Genomic DNA, 17741 nt, shown 5'->3' with positions numbered 1-17741 from the left:
CGATAGCGTTTACAATGCAGCAGAGCTTGGAACAGATGGCACGGTTAGCGCAATAATCGGTGTAACGGGCTCAGACGTTGGCGATACACTAACGTATACCGTCGATGGTGTGAAAACAGTCGTCACATTAGATGCACACGATATTATAAGTGGCATAACAATCGACGTGGATCCAGAGGCAGTCGTAATAGCAACGCTTAGTGATCCTGCGGGCAATGCTTCAGGCGAAGCAAAGGCTACCGCATTTGAAGCAGATACGACGCCACCAACTATCACAGTAGCTGCGCCAGATTTAACAAGTGATACAACGCCAACTATTACAGGTACAACCGATGTAGCAGATGGCACCGAAATTACTTTAGTTGTCACTGATTCAGCGAATGCAACTCAGACATTTACAACAACGGCAAGTAGTGGAACATACTCAGCAGCGGTAGTCACGGACTTACCCGATGGCGCTTATTCAGTTGTTGCAACGGTGACAGATCCGGCCGGAAATCAAGCGAGTGCAATTGACAATAACAGTGACGCGGACAATATAATAGATGCCATACCTACTATTATTAGAGTTGGTGACCCAGCCGGTTTCGGTAACGAAGTCACTGTCGATGAGGGGGCAACTGCAGTCTTTACCGTGCAGATGTCTAAGGCTTCATTGAGCGAAAACACCTTTGACCTGAGTCTTACACATGGTACGGCTCTACTTGGTTTAGATTATGCAATTACGAAAACAGTGGATGGTGAAACTACAAATACGATGGTGTTTAGTAATGGAGTCACCTACAACAGCGCAACAGAAAAGGTTACAGTACCAGCAGGAGTGAGCAGTTTTACTGTGGCAATCCAAACCGTCGACGATAGTATTAGTGAGGCGGCAGCTGAAAATTTCACTCTTAACATCGGTGGCCAGGTAGGCACGGGTACTATTAATGATAACGATGGTTCACCAACCATCGGTCATATTGGCGATTCATCAGGATCTGTTAATAATGTAACAGTCCTTGAGGGTATATCTGCTGTATTCACAGTTAATCTATCGAATGTTACTACAAGGGTTATCGAATACAAACTAGCACTTACTGATGGTTCAGCGGAACTAGCAAGTGACTACACCAATACTATGATTTTCAGTAACGGTGTCACATATGACCCAGGTACTGGATTCATCAGTGTGCCCGTTGGTGTCACTGGCTTCACAGTAACAGTGCCAACGACTAATAATACAATCCATGAGCCAACAGAGGCTTTTAACCTCTCAATTGGTGACGTCGGTGGTAACAACACTGTTACAGGTACGGGTATTATCACTGACAACGATGCTGCACCGACTATTAGCCATGTTGGTGATGCCAATGGTAATATTAACAATGTGACAGTTAATGAGGGGGATGCTGCAGTCTTCACGGTTAATATGTCCAATGCTTCATCAATTGCAACGACATTTACACTAGCACTTATGAACGGTTCAGCGAATCTAGGTAGCGACTATAAAGATCATCTAGTTTTCAGTGATGGAGTTACTTACGACAGCGCTACAGGAAAAGTGAGTGTACCAGCAGATGTTACAAACTTTACAGTGACAGTGCCTACAGTGGACGGTAATGATGATTATGAAGCTACTGAGTCTTTCATCTTATCTATAGGCGGTGTGGCTGCGACAGGTAACATAACCGATAACGATACAGGGCAAGGAGAGCCACCGGTAAATAATATACCAAGTGGTCAGAATACACTTGAAGACACAGAGCTGGTGTTCAGCACCGATAACAATAACCCAATTACAGTGGTTGATGATGTTACAACGACAACGCTTAGTGTAGACAGTGGTACCTTAACAGCACAAGTATTTAATGGTGCCACTATTACAACAAATGCCAGCGGTAGTGTGACTATATCGGGCACGGTAGCAGCGATCAACGGCGCTCTTAATGGGTTAGTCTATGAAAGCGAGGTAGCTGATTACAATGGCTCAGTTATCCTGACAGTAACAAGTACAAATACAGAATCGGCAGTAACTGTCGGGCACGTAGCAATAAACATGATACCTGTAGTCGATATTAAAGATGATACAGTTTCATACACTCCAACAAGCACAGGATTTTGTGACAATATTCCTACTACTGGAAAATCCTTGACAACGGGCCATGATAATTTCACTGTCGGGTCCACAAGTACCGACACCGTCATCTACGGTTTGGGTGGTAACGACACCATCACCACTACCTCTAAGGGCAGCAGCAGCAACAGCATAGTCACGCTAGAGGGTAACGATACTATCACCACGACCACGGTCGACGGCGACAACGTTATCTGTGCCGGCGACGGCGACAACAAAATCACCACCACCATCACGGGTATTGGTGGCAACTTTGTCGGAATGGGCAGCGGCAATGACACCATGACTACCACCAATATCAACGGCGACAACACCATTATGGCAGGTGACGGTAACAACACTGTTACCACTACCACTACAGGTACTGGTAACACTAAGGTAACCAGTGGCGACGGTAACGACACTATCACCACCACCAACGTAGGTCTTGGTACAAGCACCGTACTCAGTGGTGCAGGTGATGACACTGTAACTACTGGCGCTGGTGCAGACACCGTTGTCAGTGGTGCGGGAAATGACACTGTTACCACGACGGGTGGTGCAGATATTGTCCTCAGTGGTTCGGGTAATGACACGGTTGCTACCGGAGAGGGAGCAGATATTATCCTCAGTGCTACAGGTGATGACATCATCGGTGCAGGTGCTGGCGATGACATCATTTTCAGTGGTAGCGGCAATGACAGAATCAACGCTGCTACAGGTGCAGACATCATCAACAGTGGTGCGGGAGATGACATCATTTGGCTTGGAAATGATAGTGACAAAGATACTGTGATTTTTGGTGCTAATGCGACGGCAAACGGTAGTGACGCGATCACAGACTTTACGTCAGGTACTGATAAGCTCAATCTCGATGCTATGACTGCACAGACTACGACAACAGCCGTGACAGGTGATTTAACCATAATTGCAGATAGTGTTTACTTTTATGCGATGCCAGAGGGTGCAGCAATCAGTCCAGCGACCGCTGCAGCAGCACTTACCATAGGAGCAACCTGGACTACTGGAAATACTGGCGATGTTTCTTTTTTTGTTGTTACAGATGCTAATGATTCTGCAATTTATCAGTATATAGAGTCTGGACTGCCAGGTATTACAGCAGATGAACTGACACTAATGGGCACAGTTGATACCGTAATTACGACTAGTGACTTAGTATTTGAGGCTAACGTTGCAGCTGTGGCTGGACTTGCGGCGGGACTTGAGGGCCTTACAACAGCAGAAGGATCTCCGTCAGTTTCATCATTAACGATTAATGTTTTAGCTAACGACAACTTTTCAAATGATGATAAGACCATTACGGCAGTCAATGGCAGTGCGATCACTGAGGGCGGAGCTGCTGTAGCCGTTGCTAACGGCAGTTTGGTACTACTGAACAATGAATTAGTCTTCACACCGACACTAGTAACTTACAACGGCTTGGTGTCTTTTACATACACAGTAAAATCGGGTGGAGTGGAGGAAACAGCCAACGTCAACGTGCAGGTTGGCCCAGTACAAGACAGTATACAGGCACCCGTGAATACAGCGCCAGACGTACAGTACACACTTTTAGCAACAGATACATTGGTATTTAACACCGCCAACGCTAACGCTATTACGGTAGCCGATGCAGACAGCTTGTTCTTAACTACAACGTTGAGTGTAGGTACCGGGGGAACACTAAATGTGGTAACGAGTGGCAGTGCATTCATTACGGCTAATGGTACAGGTACAGTAACAATTAAAGGAACGGCAACAGAAATCAACTTTGCACTCGATGGTTTGAGTTACATTAGGGCCGATGGTAACACTAGCTTGGTATCTATGACGGTCGAAACTACTGATGGCACATTAGTAGATAGCGATGCTATATCAATGGTTATACCCACAAATCTTGGGACAGAGACCGCGGATGCGATAACTGTTGCTGCGGGTGACAACAATGTTATCGTAGGCTTGGGTGGAGCCGATGCCATTACCATGGGAGCAGGTGACAACAATATTGTGCTTGGTGGCGACGGTGTAGATACCTTGACTATAGGTGCAGGTCTCAATACAGTCTATGGTGGTCTTGGTGATGACAATTTCGCCATTGGTGCAAACAATACAGCCTATGGTGAAAGTGGTAACGACACTATAACTGCTGCTGCTGGTAACTTTACTATATATGGTGGAGAAGGTGATGACAAAATAACGGCAGCCGCCGGTAACAGTATTCTTAGCGGTGGTGCAGGTAATGACACTATTCTTGTAGCTGCGGGTAATAGTGTAATAACTGGTGGCGATGGCGATGATACTATCACTGCAGGTGCTAGTGTGGCCTCTGCGACTCTGGCCGCGACTACCATTGATGCTGGTGAGGGTGACAACACCATCAATGCTGGTGCTGGAGTTATCGCTAAGGCTGGTGGCGGAGATGACACTATAAACATGACGGGTGCTAGTGGTACCGTAGATGCTGGTGCCGGTAACGACATTATTAGTGGTGCAGCAGGCAACTTCATAGTGGATGCTGGTGAGGGTAATAATAAAATCACTGTCGCTGCCGGTGTCAGTACGATAAGCAGTGGTTCAGGTAACGATCAAATTAGTACGGGTGCCGGAACATTCACTATTAATGCCGGAGATGGTAATAATGTCATCTCTACAGGTGCCACAGCCGCAGCCACCACCAGTACCATCACTACCGGTTCAGGTAGCGATAGTATTACTACAGGTGCAGGCGTTAATATAGTTAATGCCGGAGATGGCGATGACACCATTACCACAAGCACAGGCAATGACACCATCATCGGTGGCAGTGGCAATGATATTCTTATCGGTGGCACTGGCGCTGATACGTTTATCTGGCAAGATGGCGATGTTGGAGTTGATCACATTAAAGACTTTAGTGTCGCTGAAGGCGATAAGCTCGACCTAAGCGGTATTTTAGTTCTCACTACAGAGGATGTTCTAGATGATTTTTTAAACTTCTCGTCTGATGGTACTAACACAACAATTGATATCTTTGTCGAAGGGGATGCATCTGATGAGGGGGCGCCTAGCCAGACCATCATTCTTGATGGTGTTGATTTAGGTAGCGATGATATTGAGATTATTAATAACTTATTTAGTAGTGACAATGTAGGGACGTTAATTATTAGTGATATCTCTAAAATTGATACTGATACTAAGGTAATTGATATTCCAGATGCTGCTACATAGGCGTTAAGTTAGCATTATATTAAAGAGCAACCTGGGGGTTGTTCTTTTTTGTGCAAATAATTTACTTTTTTATACCAGGTATCTTTTATGCTTTCCCCACTTTTCTAAGAGAATTTTTGATGTCTTCTTCAGCACCACAAGAAAAACACTGGACTATTAATGCCGGGCAGCGAGTTAGCGAAGATCCGCTACTAGACTGTCTGGTATTGCTGAGTGAGCACTTTGGTAACCCTTGCTCTGCCGATGCCTTAGCTGCGGGGTTACCGCTAACAAGCAGCAACCTTTCTCCTGAATTATTACCACAAGCCGCCGCTCGCGCAGAATTAACCGCCAAGTTAAGTCGTAAAAGCTTAAATAATATTCCGGCCATGCTATTTCCTTGTATTTTGCTGCTTAAAGATCAAAAAGCCTGCATCTTGCAAGCACTCGACATTAAAGCCAATAAAGCTATCGTCACTCTGCCTGAAACCGGTGGTGAAACAGAAATGAGCATCGAGGAATTAGAGTCTGTTTATGTCGGTTATTTGTTTTTAATTAAGAAAAAATACCATGCTGACCATAATTTTGATGTTCACATTAGCGACACTAAAAAACATTGGTTATGGCAACATATCCGTGAGTCGGCTTCGATCTATCGTGATGTGATAATCGCTTCAGTTTTAGTGAATGTTTTTGCGTTGATTTCGCCATTATTAGTGATGAATGTTTACGATAAAGTAGTGCCTAATTTGGCTTTTGAAAGCATGTGGGTATTAGCGGTTGGTGCTTCAGTGGCCTATATATTTGATCTGATTTTAAAGCAGTTGCGTAGCTACTTAATCGACATGGCTGGTAAAAAAATTGATATTCAAGTCTCTTCCCGATTATTTTCGAAAGTTGTAGGTATTCCGTTGGAAAAACGTGCACCGAGTGTTGGAGGCATGGCCAAGCAGCTCGGTGAGTTTGACAATATACGCGAGTTTTTATCATCAGCAACCATCACCGCCTTAGTAGATTTACCTTTTTCCCTGTTATTTATCTTTATTATTTACTTAGTGGCCGGTGATTTAGCACTGCTTTCTGTTGTTGCGAGTGTATTAATTATTGGTTATGCATTAATGAAGCAGACAAAATTAAGTTTGGCTATCGAAGAGAGTAATAAATTTTCCGGCTTACGGCACGGACATCTCATTGAAAGTTTATCTGCGCTGGAGTCGATTAAAGCTAACGGGGCAGAAGGTATTGTACAAAATTATTGGCAACAGATGCTTGGCCACACCTCAAACTGGCAGTTAAAAACCAAAATGATCACTAATTCAGTGACTAATTTTGCCAGTTTTATCCTACAGATGACCAGTGTTGCGGTACTAGTGCTGGGGGTCTATCGGGTGTCTGATGGTCTAATTTCAATGGGCGGCATTATTGCCGCGGTTATGTTGTCGAGCCGTGCCGTTGGTCCGATGGCAAGAGTGGCGGCGTTAATGACCCGTTATAATCAAACCGTGAGCTCGTTGCGACAGCTTGATGGGATTATGGAGCAAGAAGATGAATTTGAAAATAAGGGACAATTAGCCAGTCGCCCGCAATTAGAAGGTCATATTGTGGTTGAAAGTATGGGCTTTAATTACCCAGATATTAATAAACCTGCTTTACATCCTTTATCGATAAAAATCAGACCAGGAGAAAAAATTGCTATTATTGGGCGTAATGGCTCAGGTAAAAGTACTTTGGCAAAATTGTTATTAGGCTTGTTTAAACCGACACTGGGCAGTATTCTCTACGACGGTTTACATCAGGGACAGATCCACCCCAGTGATCTGCGGCGTAATTTTGGTTATTTAGCCCAAGATATCGTGCTGTTTCATGGTTCAATTAAAGATAACATTCTGTTTGGTACGCGCCAGGTTACTGAATATCAAATGATGCGTGCCGCTCAGCTATCCGGTGTATCGATATTTACCGACCTTGGGTCTGAAGGCTTAGATTTACAGGTAGGTGAAGGAGGGAAATCTTTATCACGTGGGCAGCGCCAATCAGTGGCTTTAGCCAGGGCAATTTTAAATGATCCGAAGATTTTGTTGTTGGATGAACCAACGGCGAGCCTTGATGCGCGAGCCGAGCAACAATTTATGCATGCTATGGAGAAAACTGCTAAAGATCGCTCGCTGATATTAATTACCCATAAAATGCATCTGTTAAAGTTAGTTGACCGCATCATTGTCTTAGACAGTGGCCGTTTAGTTGCTGATGGAGACAAAGAAACAATCCTTGCGCAGCTTAAAAGTGGCGCATTGGCTGCAGGGGTAAAACAATGAAAATAACCAAAGAAGATCTAGAAATGGCGGATGATGCTTACGGCGCTATTTTAACCCAAGTACCCAGTATTCATCGTCTAACCATTTGGTCATTAGCGGCACTATTTGTCTGCTTTTTTGTCTGGGCCTATTTTGCCGAATTGGATCGTGTTACCCGAGGAGAAGGTAAAGTTATTCCATCAACTCAGGTACAAATTATTCAAAGTCTTGATGGCGGAATTTTACAAGAGTTATACGTTAAAGAGGGGATGTCAGTTAAAAAAGGTCAAATGCTGGCCCGCATTGATGACACCCGTTTTCGCTCTGATATGGCACAGCAAAATAAAGAAGTGGACGCGTTGCGTGCTGATATTATTCGCTTGCGAACTGAATTAACTAGTATTTTAGTGGCTGATGTACCTGACTGGAAATTACAAATTAAGATCAGTAAACAGCGGTTGAAATTCCCTGATGATTTAAATGAAAACTCTCCTCAATTGGTTTTATATCAACAAGATGAGTATAATGGACGACTTAACAACCTTCAGAATAAAGTGGCCATACAAGGACATCAAATAACACAGCGTGAACAAGAAATTAAGGGGCAGGACTCGAAAATATGGACATTGAAAATGAGTTGGAAGCTGATAAAGAAAGAGCTGACATTAACCCGCCCGCTGGCAGAAAAAAATATTGTGCCAGAAGTTGAGCTACTAAAATTAGAGCGTACGCTTAATGATACCCATGGTGAATTACAATCATTGCGTTTAATAAAACCTAAACAACAGTCAGCATTTGAAGAAGCGGTTTTAAAACGTCGTGAAGCTGTGCTCAACTACCGTGCAGACGCGCGTGCACAACTGAACGAGTTACAATCAAAATTTTCTCGTATTACAGAAGCACAAGTGGGTGTACAGGATAAAGTTAAAAAAGCATTAATCAGCTCCCCTGTAATTGGAACGATTAACACTGTCTATATCAATACCTTAGGTGGTGTAATCAAACCTGGGCAAGCGCTATTAGAAATCGTACCAACAGAAGATAAACTATTAATTGAAGCAAAAATATTACCCAAAGATATTGGTTTTATTCATATTGGCCTACCGGCTATGGTCAAAATAACCGCTTATGATTTTACTCGCTATGGCGGGCTTAGCGGTATTGTTGAGCATATTAGTGCAGATACCACACAAGACGAGGACGGTAATAGCTTTTACATCATAAGAATAAGGACAACAGACTCGAAGATACACAATAAAGAGAAAAAGGATATGTCTATCATTCCTGGGATGCTGACTTCGGTTGATGTCATCATGAGTAAAAGAAGCGTACTTGAATATATTTTAAACCCTATTTTACGCGCTAAAGATATGGCGCTTAGAGAAAATTAAATCAAATCAAATCAAATTACATATTAATATAAATATAAATGGAGTTGTAATGAAACGTTGTAAATTAAGGTTGGTACAAAAAAAAGTGATAGTTCTGCTATCTGCATCGATGTTTGTTCCTATGTTGGCCAACGCTCAGTCGTTAGAGCAAGCGATTGCTTATTCGTTAGATACTCACCCTGACATTAGAACTGCTTATGCACAGTTTAAAGTAGTAGAAACACAGGTGGAACAGGCTGAAGCGGGATATTTTCCCACCATCGATTTAACCGCAGGTATTGGTTATGAGTACACCGATAGCCCTAGTACGCGAAGTTCGACTGCTGATACTGAAACTTTAAATCGTAGGGAACTCGGCCTTAGTCTTAAACAAAATTTATTTAGCGGTTTTCATACCAGCAGTGAAGTTAGCCGAGCCAGCTCTTCCACCATAGCAGAGCAGTGGCGCCTATATAGTAAAGCTGAAGACGTAGCGCTAGAAGTGAGTCGAGTTTATGTTGATTTAATTAAAAATGAGCAATTGGTGGGGCTTTCTGAAAAAAATCTTGTCTCCCATCAAAAAATATATGAGCAAATTAAATTACGTACCGAGTCAGGCCTGGGCAGCAGTGCTGATTTATCACAGATCAATGGCCGTCTCGCAAGCGCACAGTCGAATTTAATTGCCGCCAAGAATAATTACTTGGATAGCAAGGCCATGTTTTATCGGGTTATTGCACAACGTCCGGATAATTTAGTTATTCCTTACCCTGATTCAGCATTATTTCCTGAAAATAAAAATGCAGGCTTAAAAAAAGCACTGAAAAACAACGCAGTTATTAAAGCTGCAGCCAATGATATTAGTGCCGCAAATTATCAATATACATCCGCTAAATCCACTTTTTATCCGAAAGTGTCATTTGTTATTGAAGCCAACTCTGATAATAATCTCGACGGTATTCAGAGCAGTGCATTTGATAGTAATGGCGAGTCGAATCAAGTGTTGGCCATGGTGCGTTTTTCATATAATATTTTTTCTGGTGGCAAAGATAAAGCGCATGCCAAAGAGTCTGCTTATAAGGTGAACCAAGCAAAAGATCTTAACGTCAGTGCACATCGTCAAGTCGAAGAGGGTTATATGCTTTCTTGGAATGCTTTTGAGCAACTTAATTTACAAAAAAAGTATATCAAAATGCATGTTATTGCTGCAAAAGAGACGCAATCGAATTATCAACAACAATTTCGTATTGGCCAGCGTAGCCTACTAGATTTACTTGATACTGAAAATGAATTGTATCAGTCGCGCATCGATTTTTTAGGTGTAGAGATGACCGAAATTACCGCACAATATCGTGTTTTACATGCCATGGGTCTATTACTTGATTCATTAAGAGTAACGCGTCCATCATCTTGGCAAGGTGAAAAATAATTCACAGAGGGAGTAACACAATGAATTATATAATGACTATTTTGCTCACCTTAGCTATTTCTGGTTGTTCAATACAGATCCAAGAGATGACACCTGAGCCAACAGTACAAAAAGCTGATTTAGCTGATATTGAAGCTGATGGCATCATTAATGCCCGCGATCAATGCCAAGATAGTTTTGTTGGTGCAAGCGTAGCTAATAATGGTTGTGGATCCGATCGCATAGAAGAACTAAAGCATAAGCTGCAGGTGAATTTTATCCCTAATTCTTATACTGTTGAATGGCGATTCTTATCTGAAATCAAGAAGCTAGCTGAGTTTATGAAGGATAACCCTAGGGCTAAGCTGACCATTGAGGGGCATACCAGTAAACGGGGCACAAAAGTGTTAAATCAAATATTATCGCAAAATAGAGCACAGGCCATCCAAAATATATTAGTGAATAAGTTTATGGTTGAGCAAGCTCGTATTACCGCGATAGGTTATGGCTTTGATAGACTTTTACTCGCAGGTGACGATGAATACATTCATGCACGTAACCGCCGTATTGTTGCCAAACTTTCTAGAGAAAAGTTACTTACAGATATGAAATGGACAATTTACAGTGTTGATCAAGCTGAAGAATAGGTATTCACCACGATGAATATTACTAGCAATAAAGTCTGGCTGTCCTTATTGAGCAGTGTATTACTGCTGATAAGCACGGGTTTACTTTATGCTAAATCATTAAGCCAGTTAAATGAGTCTAAAATTATTAATGCACTTTACAGTCACTACGGTGAGCGTGCAGCTAAAAGGGGGCAGGCTTGGTTTAATATACTGCAAGCCTCTTACCCCTTAAGCGCGGCTGAAAAAATAAAGAATGCTAATAATTTCTTTAACCAGTTGTATTTTATTGACGATATTAAACTTTGGGGTGAGAAAAACTACTGGGCTACACCCATCGAGTTTATTGGGGTTAATGGCGGTGATTGTGAAGATTTCGCCATTGCTAAGTATTTCACGCTACTTGAGTTGGGTATTGAAGATGAAAAGATGCGCATTATGATGGTAAAAGCACTGACACTTAATCAATATCATATGGTTGTTGCTTATTATGAAACGCCAAGTTCAGTGCCGCTGATCCTTGATAATATTGATAGCCAAATCAAACCGGCTTCACAGCGGTCAGACCTAGTGCCGATATACAGTTTTAATGGTCAACAACTTTGGCTTAATAAAGAAAAAGGCCAAGGTGTACTGGCCGGCAGTTCATCACGTCTTAAACAATGGACAAATTTAAATCAACGGCTGCGTGTTTCAAATATGAAACAACCAAAGCTGAGAATGGAGTAAGTATTAAATGACCTTGTTTAACCAGATTAATTCATTGCTGCTGGTACTATTTTTACTGGTAATGTCGAGTTTATTTTATTTTCAATTTACCGAAACGACTGCATTTATGAGCAAGCAAATGCGCTCAGATCTTAATAATACCAGTACTTCATTAAGTTTGATGCTCAAGCCTCACCTTAAAACAGGCGATGTTGCTACAGCTGAAACCTTAATCAATGTTATTTTTGAAGGCGGTTTTTATCAAAAGGTTAGTCTGACCTGGCTTGTTGATCAAAAGCAACAGGTTTGGAAAAATCCCATTACCATAAAGGATGTGCCGCAGTGGTTCATTAATTTGGGGTTATTTAAAGGGCATAGTCAAGAAACGGTTATTACCTCCGGATGGTTACAGTTAGCAACGCTGAAAATACAATCAAACCCGGCTATTGCTTACCATGAGCTATGGCGGATCATGACTCATATGGTACAGGTTTTAGTGCTTATTTTTATTATTTCAACACTGGTATTTCGATTACGTTTAAAGGCCATACTCAAACCCTTAAATGCGGTTGCTTTACATGCGGATAATATTGCACAACGTAAGTTCAGTGAAAATTTAGCCTTACCTAAAACCGCGGAACTTAAAAAAGTAGTGTCAGCAGTTAATGCGATGTCAGGACAATTAAAATTAGTCTTTACGTCACTCGATGAGCAAGTTAATCACTTAAAAAATGAAAAGTTATTTGATGCTGTGTCGCAATTACCCAACAGAGCACATTTAACAGGGCAATTAAATAGCTGGTTACATGATCCAGGTATAGGTGCATTATTATTAGCTGAATTTGATTGGCTAGAGGAAATCCACCGTCAGTTTGGTTATCAGCTACGCGATCAAACCATAAAAATTATGGCGGATAAATTACAAGAAAGTCTGCCAGAAAGTTTTATTGCCCGTATATCAAATACTGAGTTTGCTTTTCTGGTAATGAATGCTGACAAGAAAGAAATAAGCCAGTATTTGCAGTTGTTAATACGTTTAATCAATCAAGAAATGTTGAAAGCGGGCTGCACTCCTAACAGCGATTTTTCCATTGGTATCAGTGAAAGAACAAGCAATGTAACGCGTGTTGAACTGTTATCGCAGGCAGATCATGCTTTACAGAAAGCGCGATTAGAAAACCAACGCAGCAAATGGTTTGCGGCGGATGTTGAGCAAGAGTTTACTCAAGAAGAGTGGTGCACTCGCTTGGAAAAAGCGATTGCTAACAACCAGTTTACCTTCCAATGGCAGCCGGTACATTTAATGGAAAATGATCAGGTTATGCAGCGTGAGATCTATTGCCGTTTACAAATTGATGGTGAAAATACCCGCGCGGCTGAATTTATGCCTTACGTTGAACGTTTAGCATTAGGCCACCAACTCGATAGATGTATATTAGAAGCGATGATTAAAAACAAGATTTTAAGCCTCAATAAAGAACCGGTGGCGATAAATCTAACCCGTGAAAGTATTGTTAATAACAAATTCCATACTTGGTTAACTACCTTTCTTAAACAGATTAACGATGCGCATTTGATTCATTTTGAAATATCTGAAACGGGAGCGACAAACTGTTTAGCTGATGCCATTAAACTGCGTGACATTATAACAAAAGGTGGTGCACAATTCGGTATAGATCATTGCGGAAAGCAGCTGGGCTCCTTAGAATATCTGCAGTTGTTAAAACCAGATTATGTGAAATTAGATCTTTCCTTATCGAGTTATCAAGATGAAGAAGGGCAACATAATCTACACAATATAGAGCTTTGCCGAGCATTAGTGAATATTGCACACGGTTTAGAAATTAAAGTTGTGATCACTGGTATCGAAGATGACCAACATTTGCAGAAGTTTAAAGTGCTGCAGGTCGAAGGTTATCAAGGGTATATCTCAGCGCCTGTTGAGATATAATACCAGTTCCATTAAGTTTGTGATCTTGTTGTGCGCAGGAAAAATAACTCAAGGTAAGGCGCTCGATTGAGCAATAGCTGGCTATTGGGATTGAGAGCAACACAGCCTTGAGCTATTTTAACTAGTACAAGTGAGCAATAACTTAATGGGATTGGTATAATACCAATTTGATTAATTACCTGCTCATTTTTCATGAGGAAAAATGGACAAATACAAGGCATAAAATTTAGTCAGTAGTTATTCTACTTATAAATTTTATAACGCAGTAGTTATTCATTTTAACCATTAAAAATGAGCAGGTAATTAATCAACTTGGTATAACCCCGAAGTTACTTGAAGATAAAGGCATCAGTACTTTCAGCCGTAAGGTTTTTTATGCTTGGTTATCAATTAAGCGCCAAGGCATAAAGTGAAAATAATGTATTTGTAAATCAAGATATTATAAGGCTAAGGAGTGTTGTTTCTTATCTTGCTTTGTCGCGAGTTTATTGAAACCCCGTTTTTCGTCATACTACTTAAAACGGGCGTACTATGCTTTTTATGTTGTGCCTTGATCTACTAGCTGATTGAGCCTTTAACCTTTAAGTCGTTTTGTTATAAGTATCTTTAACCGCTGCTAAGATGCACCGCTCAGCGTAATAGCTGGCTAAATTTAGTGAAAAATTAGCGCTGGGGATATGGCGTAGTATTCGGTAACAGCAAAGTCCAGCTGACTTTGTATATATAAGGTGAGTCGGTAATGAAAGCCTTAGAAATTCAACGTATAGCTAGGATCACTTCTAAGTAAAAACATCACAGAGAAGCTTGCAACTGCTTCTCTGTGAATTAATGCCAGCTAAAGTTAAGCCTTATCTTTGCTAAAATCCCAATATTTTTTAGTTTTATTTATTTTTAAAGCTTAGACCTTTGTGTCTGCTTTGGGTAAAAGTAAGTTTAAGCCAATAGCGACTAATGCGCACAAGCTAATACCTTGAATGCTAAAGCCGCCTAAATTTAAGGCCATACCGCCGATACCAAAAACCAAGACCACAGCAAAAATAATGAAGTTTCTTGGTTGGTCAAAATCAACTTTTGCTTTTACTAAACTCCCTAAGCCAACACTAGCAATTAAACCGAATAACAGCATCATAATACCGCCCATAACAACACCGGGTATGGTGTGTAATAAGGCACCTAATTTACCAACAAAAGCCATTATAATCGCTGTGCAAGCAGCCCAAGTCATAATTCTAGGATTAAAAGCTTTAGTTAGCATTACCGCTCCCGTAACTTCTGAATAAGTGGTATTGGGCGGGCCACCTAACATTGACGCGGCAGTAGTAGCAATACCGTCACCTAAGAGTGTCCGGTGCAAGCCAGGCTTTTTGATGTAGTCTTTACCGGTTGCTGAACTTATCGCTAAAATGTCACCAATGTGTTCAATGGCAGGAGCTATAGCAATTGGCAGCATATATATAATGGCCTGCCAATTAAACTCAGGCGCGGTAAATTTAGGTACGGCAAACCAAGCCGCATTTTGTACTGGGGCAAAGTCGATAATGCCGTGATAAAGCGATAAAACATAACCGACAACGATGCCTGATAAAATCGGCATTAAGCGCATAAAACCTTTACTAAATGCCGAAACTAAAAGGGTTGTTAATAGGGCTGGTAATGAAATACCTAACGCCAGTGATGGTTCAATCAATTGACTTGAGCCATCACCTGTACGACCCAAAGCCATATGAACGGCAACGGGAGCAAGTGATAAACCAATTACCATTATAATTGGGCCGGTAACAATGGGTGGTAAATACTTGCTAATAAAGCCGACACCGCGGACCTTAATTAGGCCACTAAAACCAACATAAACAACGCCAACAACGGCTAGTGCGCCCATCGTTGCCGGTATACCCCAGGTTTGTGTGCTGTACATAACAGGGGCAATAAACACAAATGACGAAGCTAAAAATACCGGTACTTGGCGTTTTGTCACCAGTTGGAATAACAAAGTGCCGATACCGGCTGTACACAAGGCTACGTTTGGGTCTAAGCCAGTGAGTAATGGCATTAATACTAAAGCGCCAAAGGCGACAAAGAGCATTTGAGTACCGGTGAGTACTTCTTTAAAGAGTGACTGATTGTGATGATCTAGCTGATGATCTACGTTATGGTTTTTTTTCATGCTTTACTCAATAAAACTGCCAGCAAGCTGGCAGTAAAGTGACTTTTTAAATACTATGCTCAATGTTTATTATCGCGACAAACCTAAACCGAAACACCCTTAAGATACCGTAACCAACACTTTGAAGCAGCAACTACTTAGTGCCAAAAATTTTATCACCAGCATCACCCAAACCGGGCAATATATAACCAGCGTTATCTAGGCAGTCATCGACAGCCGCAGTATAAAGCTCAACATCAGGGTGTGCTTTTTCTAACGCGGCTATACCTTCTGGCGCAGCCACTAAAACTAGGGCTTTGATATGATTTGAACCACGCTCTTTTAACAAGTCGATTGTGGCTATCATAGAGCCGCCTGTAGCGAGCATGGGATCAATCACTAGGGCGAGTCGTTCTTCAATTTGTCCGGCTAATTTCTCAAAATAAAATACTGGTTCAAGTGTTTCTTCATTACGATACATGCCAACCACAGAGATACGGGCGCTAGGAATAAGCTCTAAAACGCCATCCATCATGCCTAAACCCGCACGTAAAATGGGCACAACAGTGATTTTTTTACCTTTAATTTGTTCTACTTCAATTTCACCATTCCAACTATTAATGGTTTTAGTTTCAAGTTCAAGGTGCTTAGTTGCTTCATAGGTTAATAGACAGCCAACTTCGGAGGCAAGTTCGCGAAAACGCTTGGTACTTATGTCGGCTTCTCGCATTAAGCCAAGCTTGTGTTTAATTAGGGGATGATTTACTTCAATTACGCTCATTTTTTGCTCCAAAACTGGCTGGGAAATTATTTTTTATATTATACCCAAATCACTTGTAAATGCTCGTTTGGCTGGCAATTTAAAATAATATAAGTCCACTTTGTTAGTTATGTACCCACGATTAGAAGTAACCCGCTATCAAAGGTTATGACGAGACCTTGGACTATGATACCAGTGCTTCGATGGGTTATTGCTCTTTAAGGTTGATTGATCAATTGATAGGGAGTTTATTTGTACTTTTCACTTTAACCCCTGCGCTTAAGTTAGTGTAGTTTCGCCGCGGCAGATTATTGATAAACAAAATATTGTTGTGCGGTTTTATCTTTACACAACAATCAAGTATGCTTAAATTATCGGCGTTAATTAAAGTAGTAATTAAAGTAGTAATTAAATTCATGGTCACTCAATCATTATTATGGCAATTGGAGCAGCAGTCATCAAATTTTGCTGAACTTTGTAATGCCCTTTATGAAGGAGAGTTAATCACCTTAGCGCGCAATGAATGCTTAGCGCTAGCAAATTTACAAGACAGAATTAACAGCTTAACTCATTATATTAAATGTATGGCATTGGCGTTATTAAAGGCACAAACCCCGCTGAAATTAGATATTAAAAATGCCAGTTGGTCAGCTAAACAAGTAACGACTATCCCTACAATAAGCCAATTATTGGCCTATGATGATAATGTTTTGCTTGGTACAAAAGTTAACGGTTAGTGCATGGTTTAGTAATACCTACCGCGTTAAATAACCATATTGTGCTCGATTGTATCGACCGAATTGATTTAGAAAAACAGCGATTTTGTACCAACGCTTATGGCTGGTTTTACTTAGCAGATAGCAAAACGGTAAACGTCATAGCTAATAGGTTAAAAAATGAAGGACAAAATAGTATTAATAGTGCTATTGAGGGTCTTTTTAAGAGTGTAATACCAGTTCCATTAAGTTTGTGATCTTGTTGTGCGCAGGAAAAATAATTCAAGGTAAGGCGCTCGATTGAGCAATAGCTGGCTATTGGGATTGAGATCAACACAGCATTGAGCTATTTTAACGAGTACAAGTGAGCAATAACTTAATGGGATTGGTATTATACCAGTTCCATTAAGTTTGTGATCTTGTTGTGCGCAGGAAAAATAATTCAAGGTAAGGCGCTCGATTGAGCAATAGCTGGCTATTGGGA

The 17741-nt window shown here is 41.2% G+C and carries 11 protein-coding genes; 8 read left to right on the top strand and 3 right to left on the bottom strand.

Going from position 1 to position 17741, the window contains the following annotated elements:
- The 7 genes from ESZ39_RS15625 to ESZ39_RS15595 form a co-directional block, all read left to right on the top strand.
- The coding region (locus tag ESZ39_RS15625; RefSeq protein ID WP_146880853.1) for a beta strand repeat-containing protein at positions 1-5302 on the top strand (5302 nt) is incomplete at its 5' end.
- Between the two features lie 119 nt (positions 5303-5421).
- Positions 5422-7596 carry a type I secretion system permease/ATPase gene (locus ESZ39_RS15620; protein WP_146880852.1) on the top strand — a complete coding sequence of 725 codons (2175 nt, stop codon included), beginning with the start codon at positions 5422-5424 and terminating at the stop codon, positions 7594-7596.
- The gene (locus ESZ39_RS15615; RefSeq protein ID WP_146880851.1) at positions 7593-8966 is read left to right on the top strand and encodes an HlyD family type I secretion periplasmic adaptor subunit; all 1374 of its coding nucleotides are present in this window, start codon (positions 7593-7595) and stop codon (positions 8964-8966) included. The genes ESZ39_RS15620 and ESZ39_RS15615 overlap by 4 nt, the downstream gene beginning before the upstream one ends.
- 49 nt (positions 8967-9015) lie before the next feature.
- On the top strand, positions 9016-10374 hold the full coding sequence (locus tag ESZ39_RS15610) for a TolC family outer membrane protein (RefSeq protein ID WP_146880850.1): 1359 nt from the start codon (positions 9016-9018) through the stop codon (positions 10372-10374).
- A 20-nt stretch (positions 10375-10394) separates the two neighbouring features.
- The gene (locus tag ESZ39_RS15605) at positions 10395-11000 is read left to right on the top strand and encodes an OmpA family protein (RefSeq protein ID WP_146880849.1); all 606 of its coding nucleotides are present in this window, start codon (positions 10395-10397) and stop codon (positions 10998-11000) included.
- A 12-nt stretch (positions 11001-11012) separates the two neighbouring features.
- Positions 11013-11708, top strand: coding sequence for a transglutaminase-like cysteine peptidase (locus ESZ39_RS15600; protein ID WP_146880848.1), 696 nt, complete (start codon positions 11013-11015; stop codon positions 11706-11708).
- Between the two features lie 7 nt (positions 11709-11715).
- On the top strand, positions 11716-13638 hold the full coding sequence (locus ESZ39_RS15595) for an EAL domain-containing protein (RefSeq protein WP_146880847.1): 1923 nt from the start codon (positions 11716-11718) through the stop codon (positions 13636-13638).
- Positions 13639-14536: 898 nt separating this feature from the next.
- On the opposite strand, the gene ESZ39_RS15590 is transcribed toward ESZ39_RS15595, so the two are convergent.
- Entirely contained in the window at positions 14537-15802 is a 1266-nt protein-coding gene (locus ESZ39_RS15590; protein ID WP_146880846.1) for a uracil-xanthine permease family protein, read from the bottom strand.
- A gap of 133 nt (positions 15803-15935) precedes the next feature.
- Complete coding sequence (upp, locus tag ESZ39_RS15585) at positions 15936-16562, bottom strand: uracil phosphoribosyltransferase (RefSeq protein ID WP_146880845.1); 627 nt, start codon at positions 16560-16562, stop codon at positions 15936-15938.
- 395 nt (positions 16563-16957) lie between these two features.
- Here upp and ESZ39_RS15580 point away from each other — a divergent pair, with 395 nt between their 5' ends.
- Positions 16958-17278 (top strand): hypothetical protein, encoded by a 321-nt coding sequence (locus tag ESZ39_RS15580; protein ID WP_146880844.1) that lies wholly within the window; start codon positions 16958-16960, stop codon positions 17276-17278.
- Between the two features lie 224 nt (positions 17279-17502).
- On the opposite strand, the gene ESZ39_RS18140 is transcribed toward ESZ39_RS15580, so the two are convergent.
- On the bottom strand, positions 17503-17741 hold a 239-nt coding region (locus ESZ39_RS18140; RefSeq protein WP_223270416.1), incomplete at its 5' end, for a hypothetical protein.

This window comes from Colwellia sp. C1TZA3 (genome assembly GCF_007954265.1).
Classification (GTDB): Bacteria; Pseudomonadota; Gammaproteobacteria; order Enterobacterales; family Alteromonadaceae; genus Cognaticolwellia.
The sequence above is the reverse complement of the archived record's forward strand: the minus strand, read 5'-3'. Positions and strand labels throughout refer to the sequence as shown.

Bases quoted from the DNA above. Each gene is read 5' to 3' on its own strand.
- ESZ39_RS15605 (WP_146880849.1), top strand. From the start codon at position 10,395: ATGAATTATATAATGACTATTTTGCTCACCTTAGCTATTTCTGGTTGT.
- ESZ39_RS15620 (WP_146880852.1), top strand. From the start codon at position 5,422: ATGTCTTCTTCAGCACCACAAGAAAAACACTGGACTATTAATGCCGGG.
- ESZ39_RS15610 (WP_146880850.1), top strand. From the start codon at position 9,016: ATGAAACGTTGTAAATTAAGGTTGGTACAAAAAAAAGTGATAGTTCTG.
- upp (WP_146880845.1), bottom strand. From the start codon at position 16,562: ATGAGCGTAATTGAAGTAAATCATCCCCTAATTAAACACAAGCTTGGC.
- ESZ39_RS15615 (WP_146880851.1), top strand. From the start codon at position 7,593: ATGAAAATAACCAAAGAAGATCTAGAAATGGCGGATGATGCTTACGGC.
- ESZ39_RS15590 (WP_146880846.1), bottom strand. From the start codon at position 15,802: ATGAAAAAAAACCATAACGTAGATCATCAGCTAGATCATCACAATCAG.
- ESZ39_RS15600 (WP_146880848.1), top strand. From the start codon at position 11,013: ATGAATATTACTAGCAATAAAGTCTGGCTGTCCTTATTGAGCAGTGTA.
- ESZ39_RS15580 (WP_146880844.1), top strand. From the start codon at position 16,958: ATGGTCACTCAATCATTATTATGGCAATTGGAGCAGCAGTCATCAAAT.
- ESZ39_RS15595 (WP_146880847.1), top strand. From the start codon at position 11,716: ATGACCTTGTTTAACCAGATTAATTCATTGCTGCTGGTACTATTTTTA.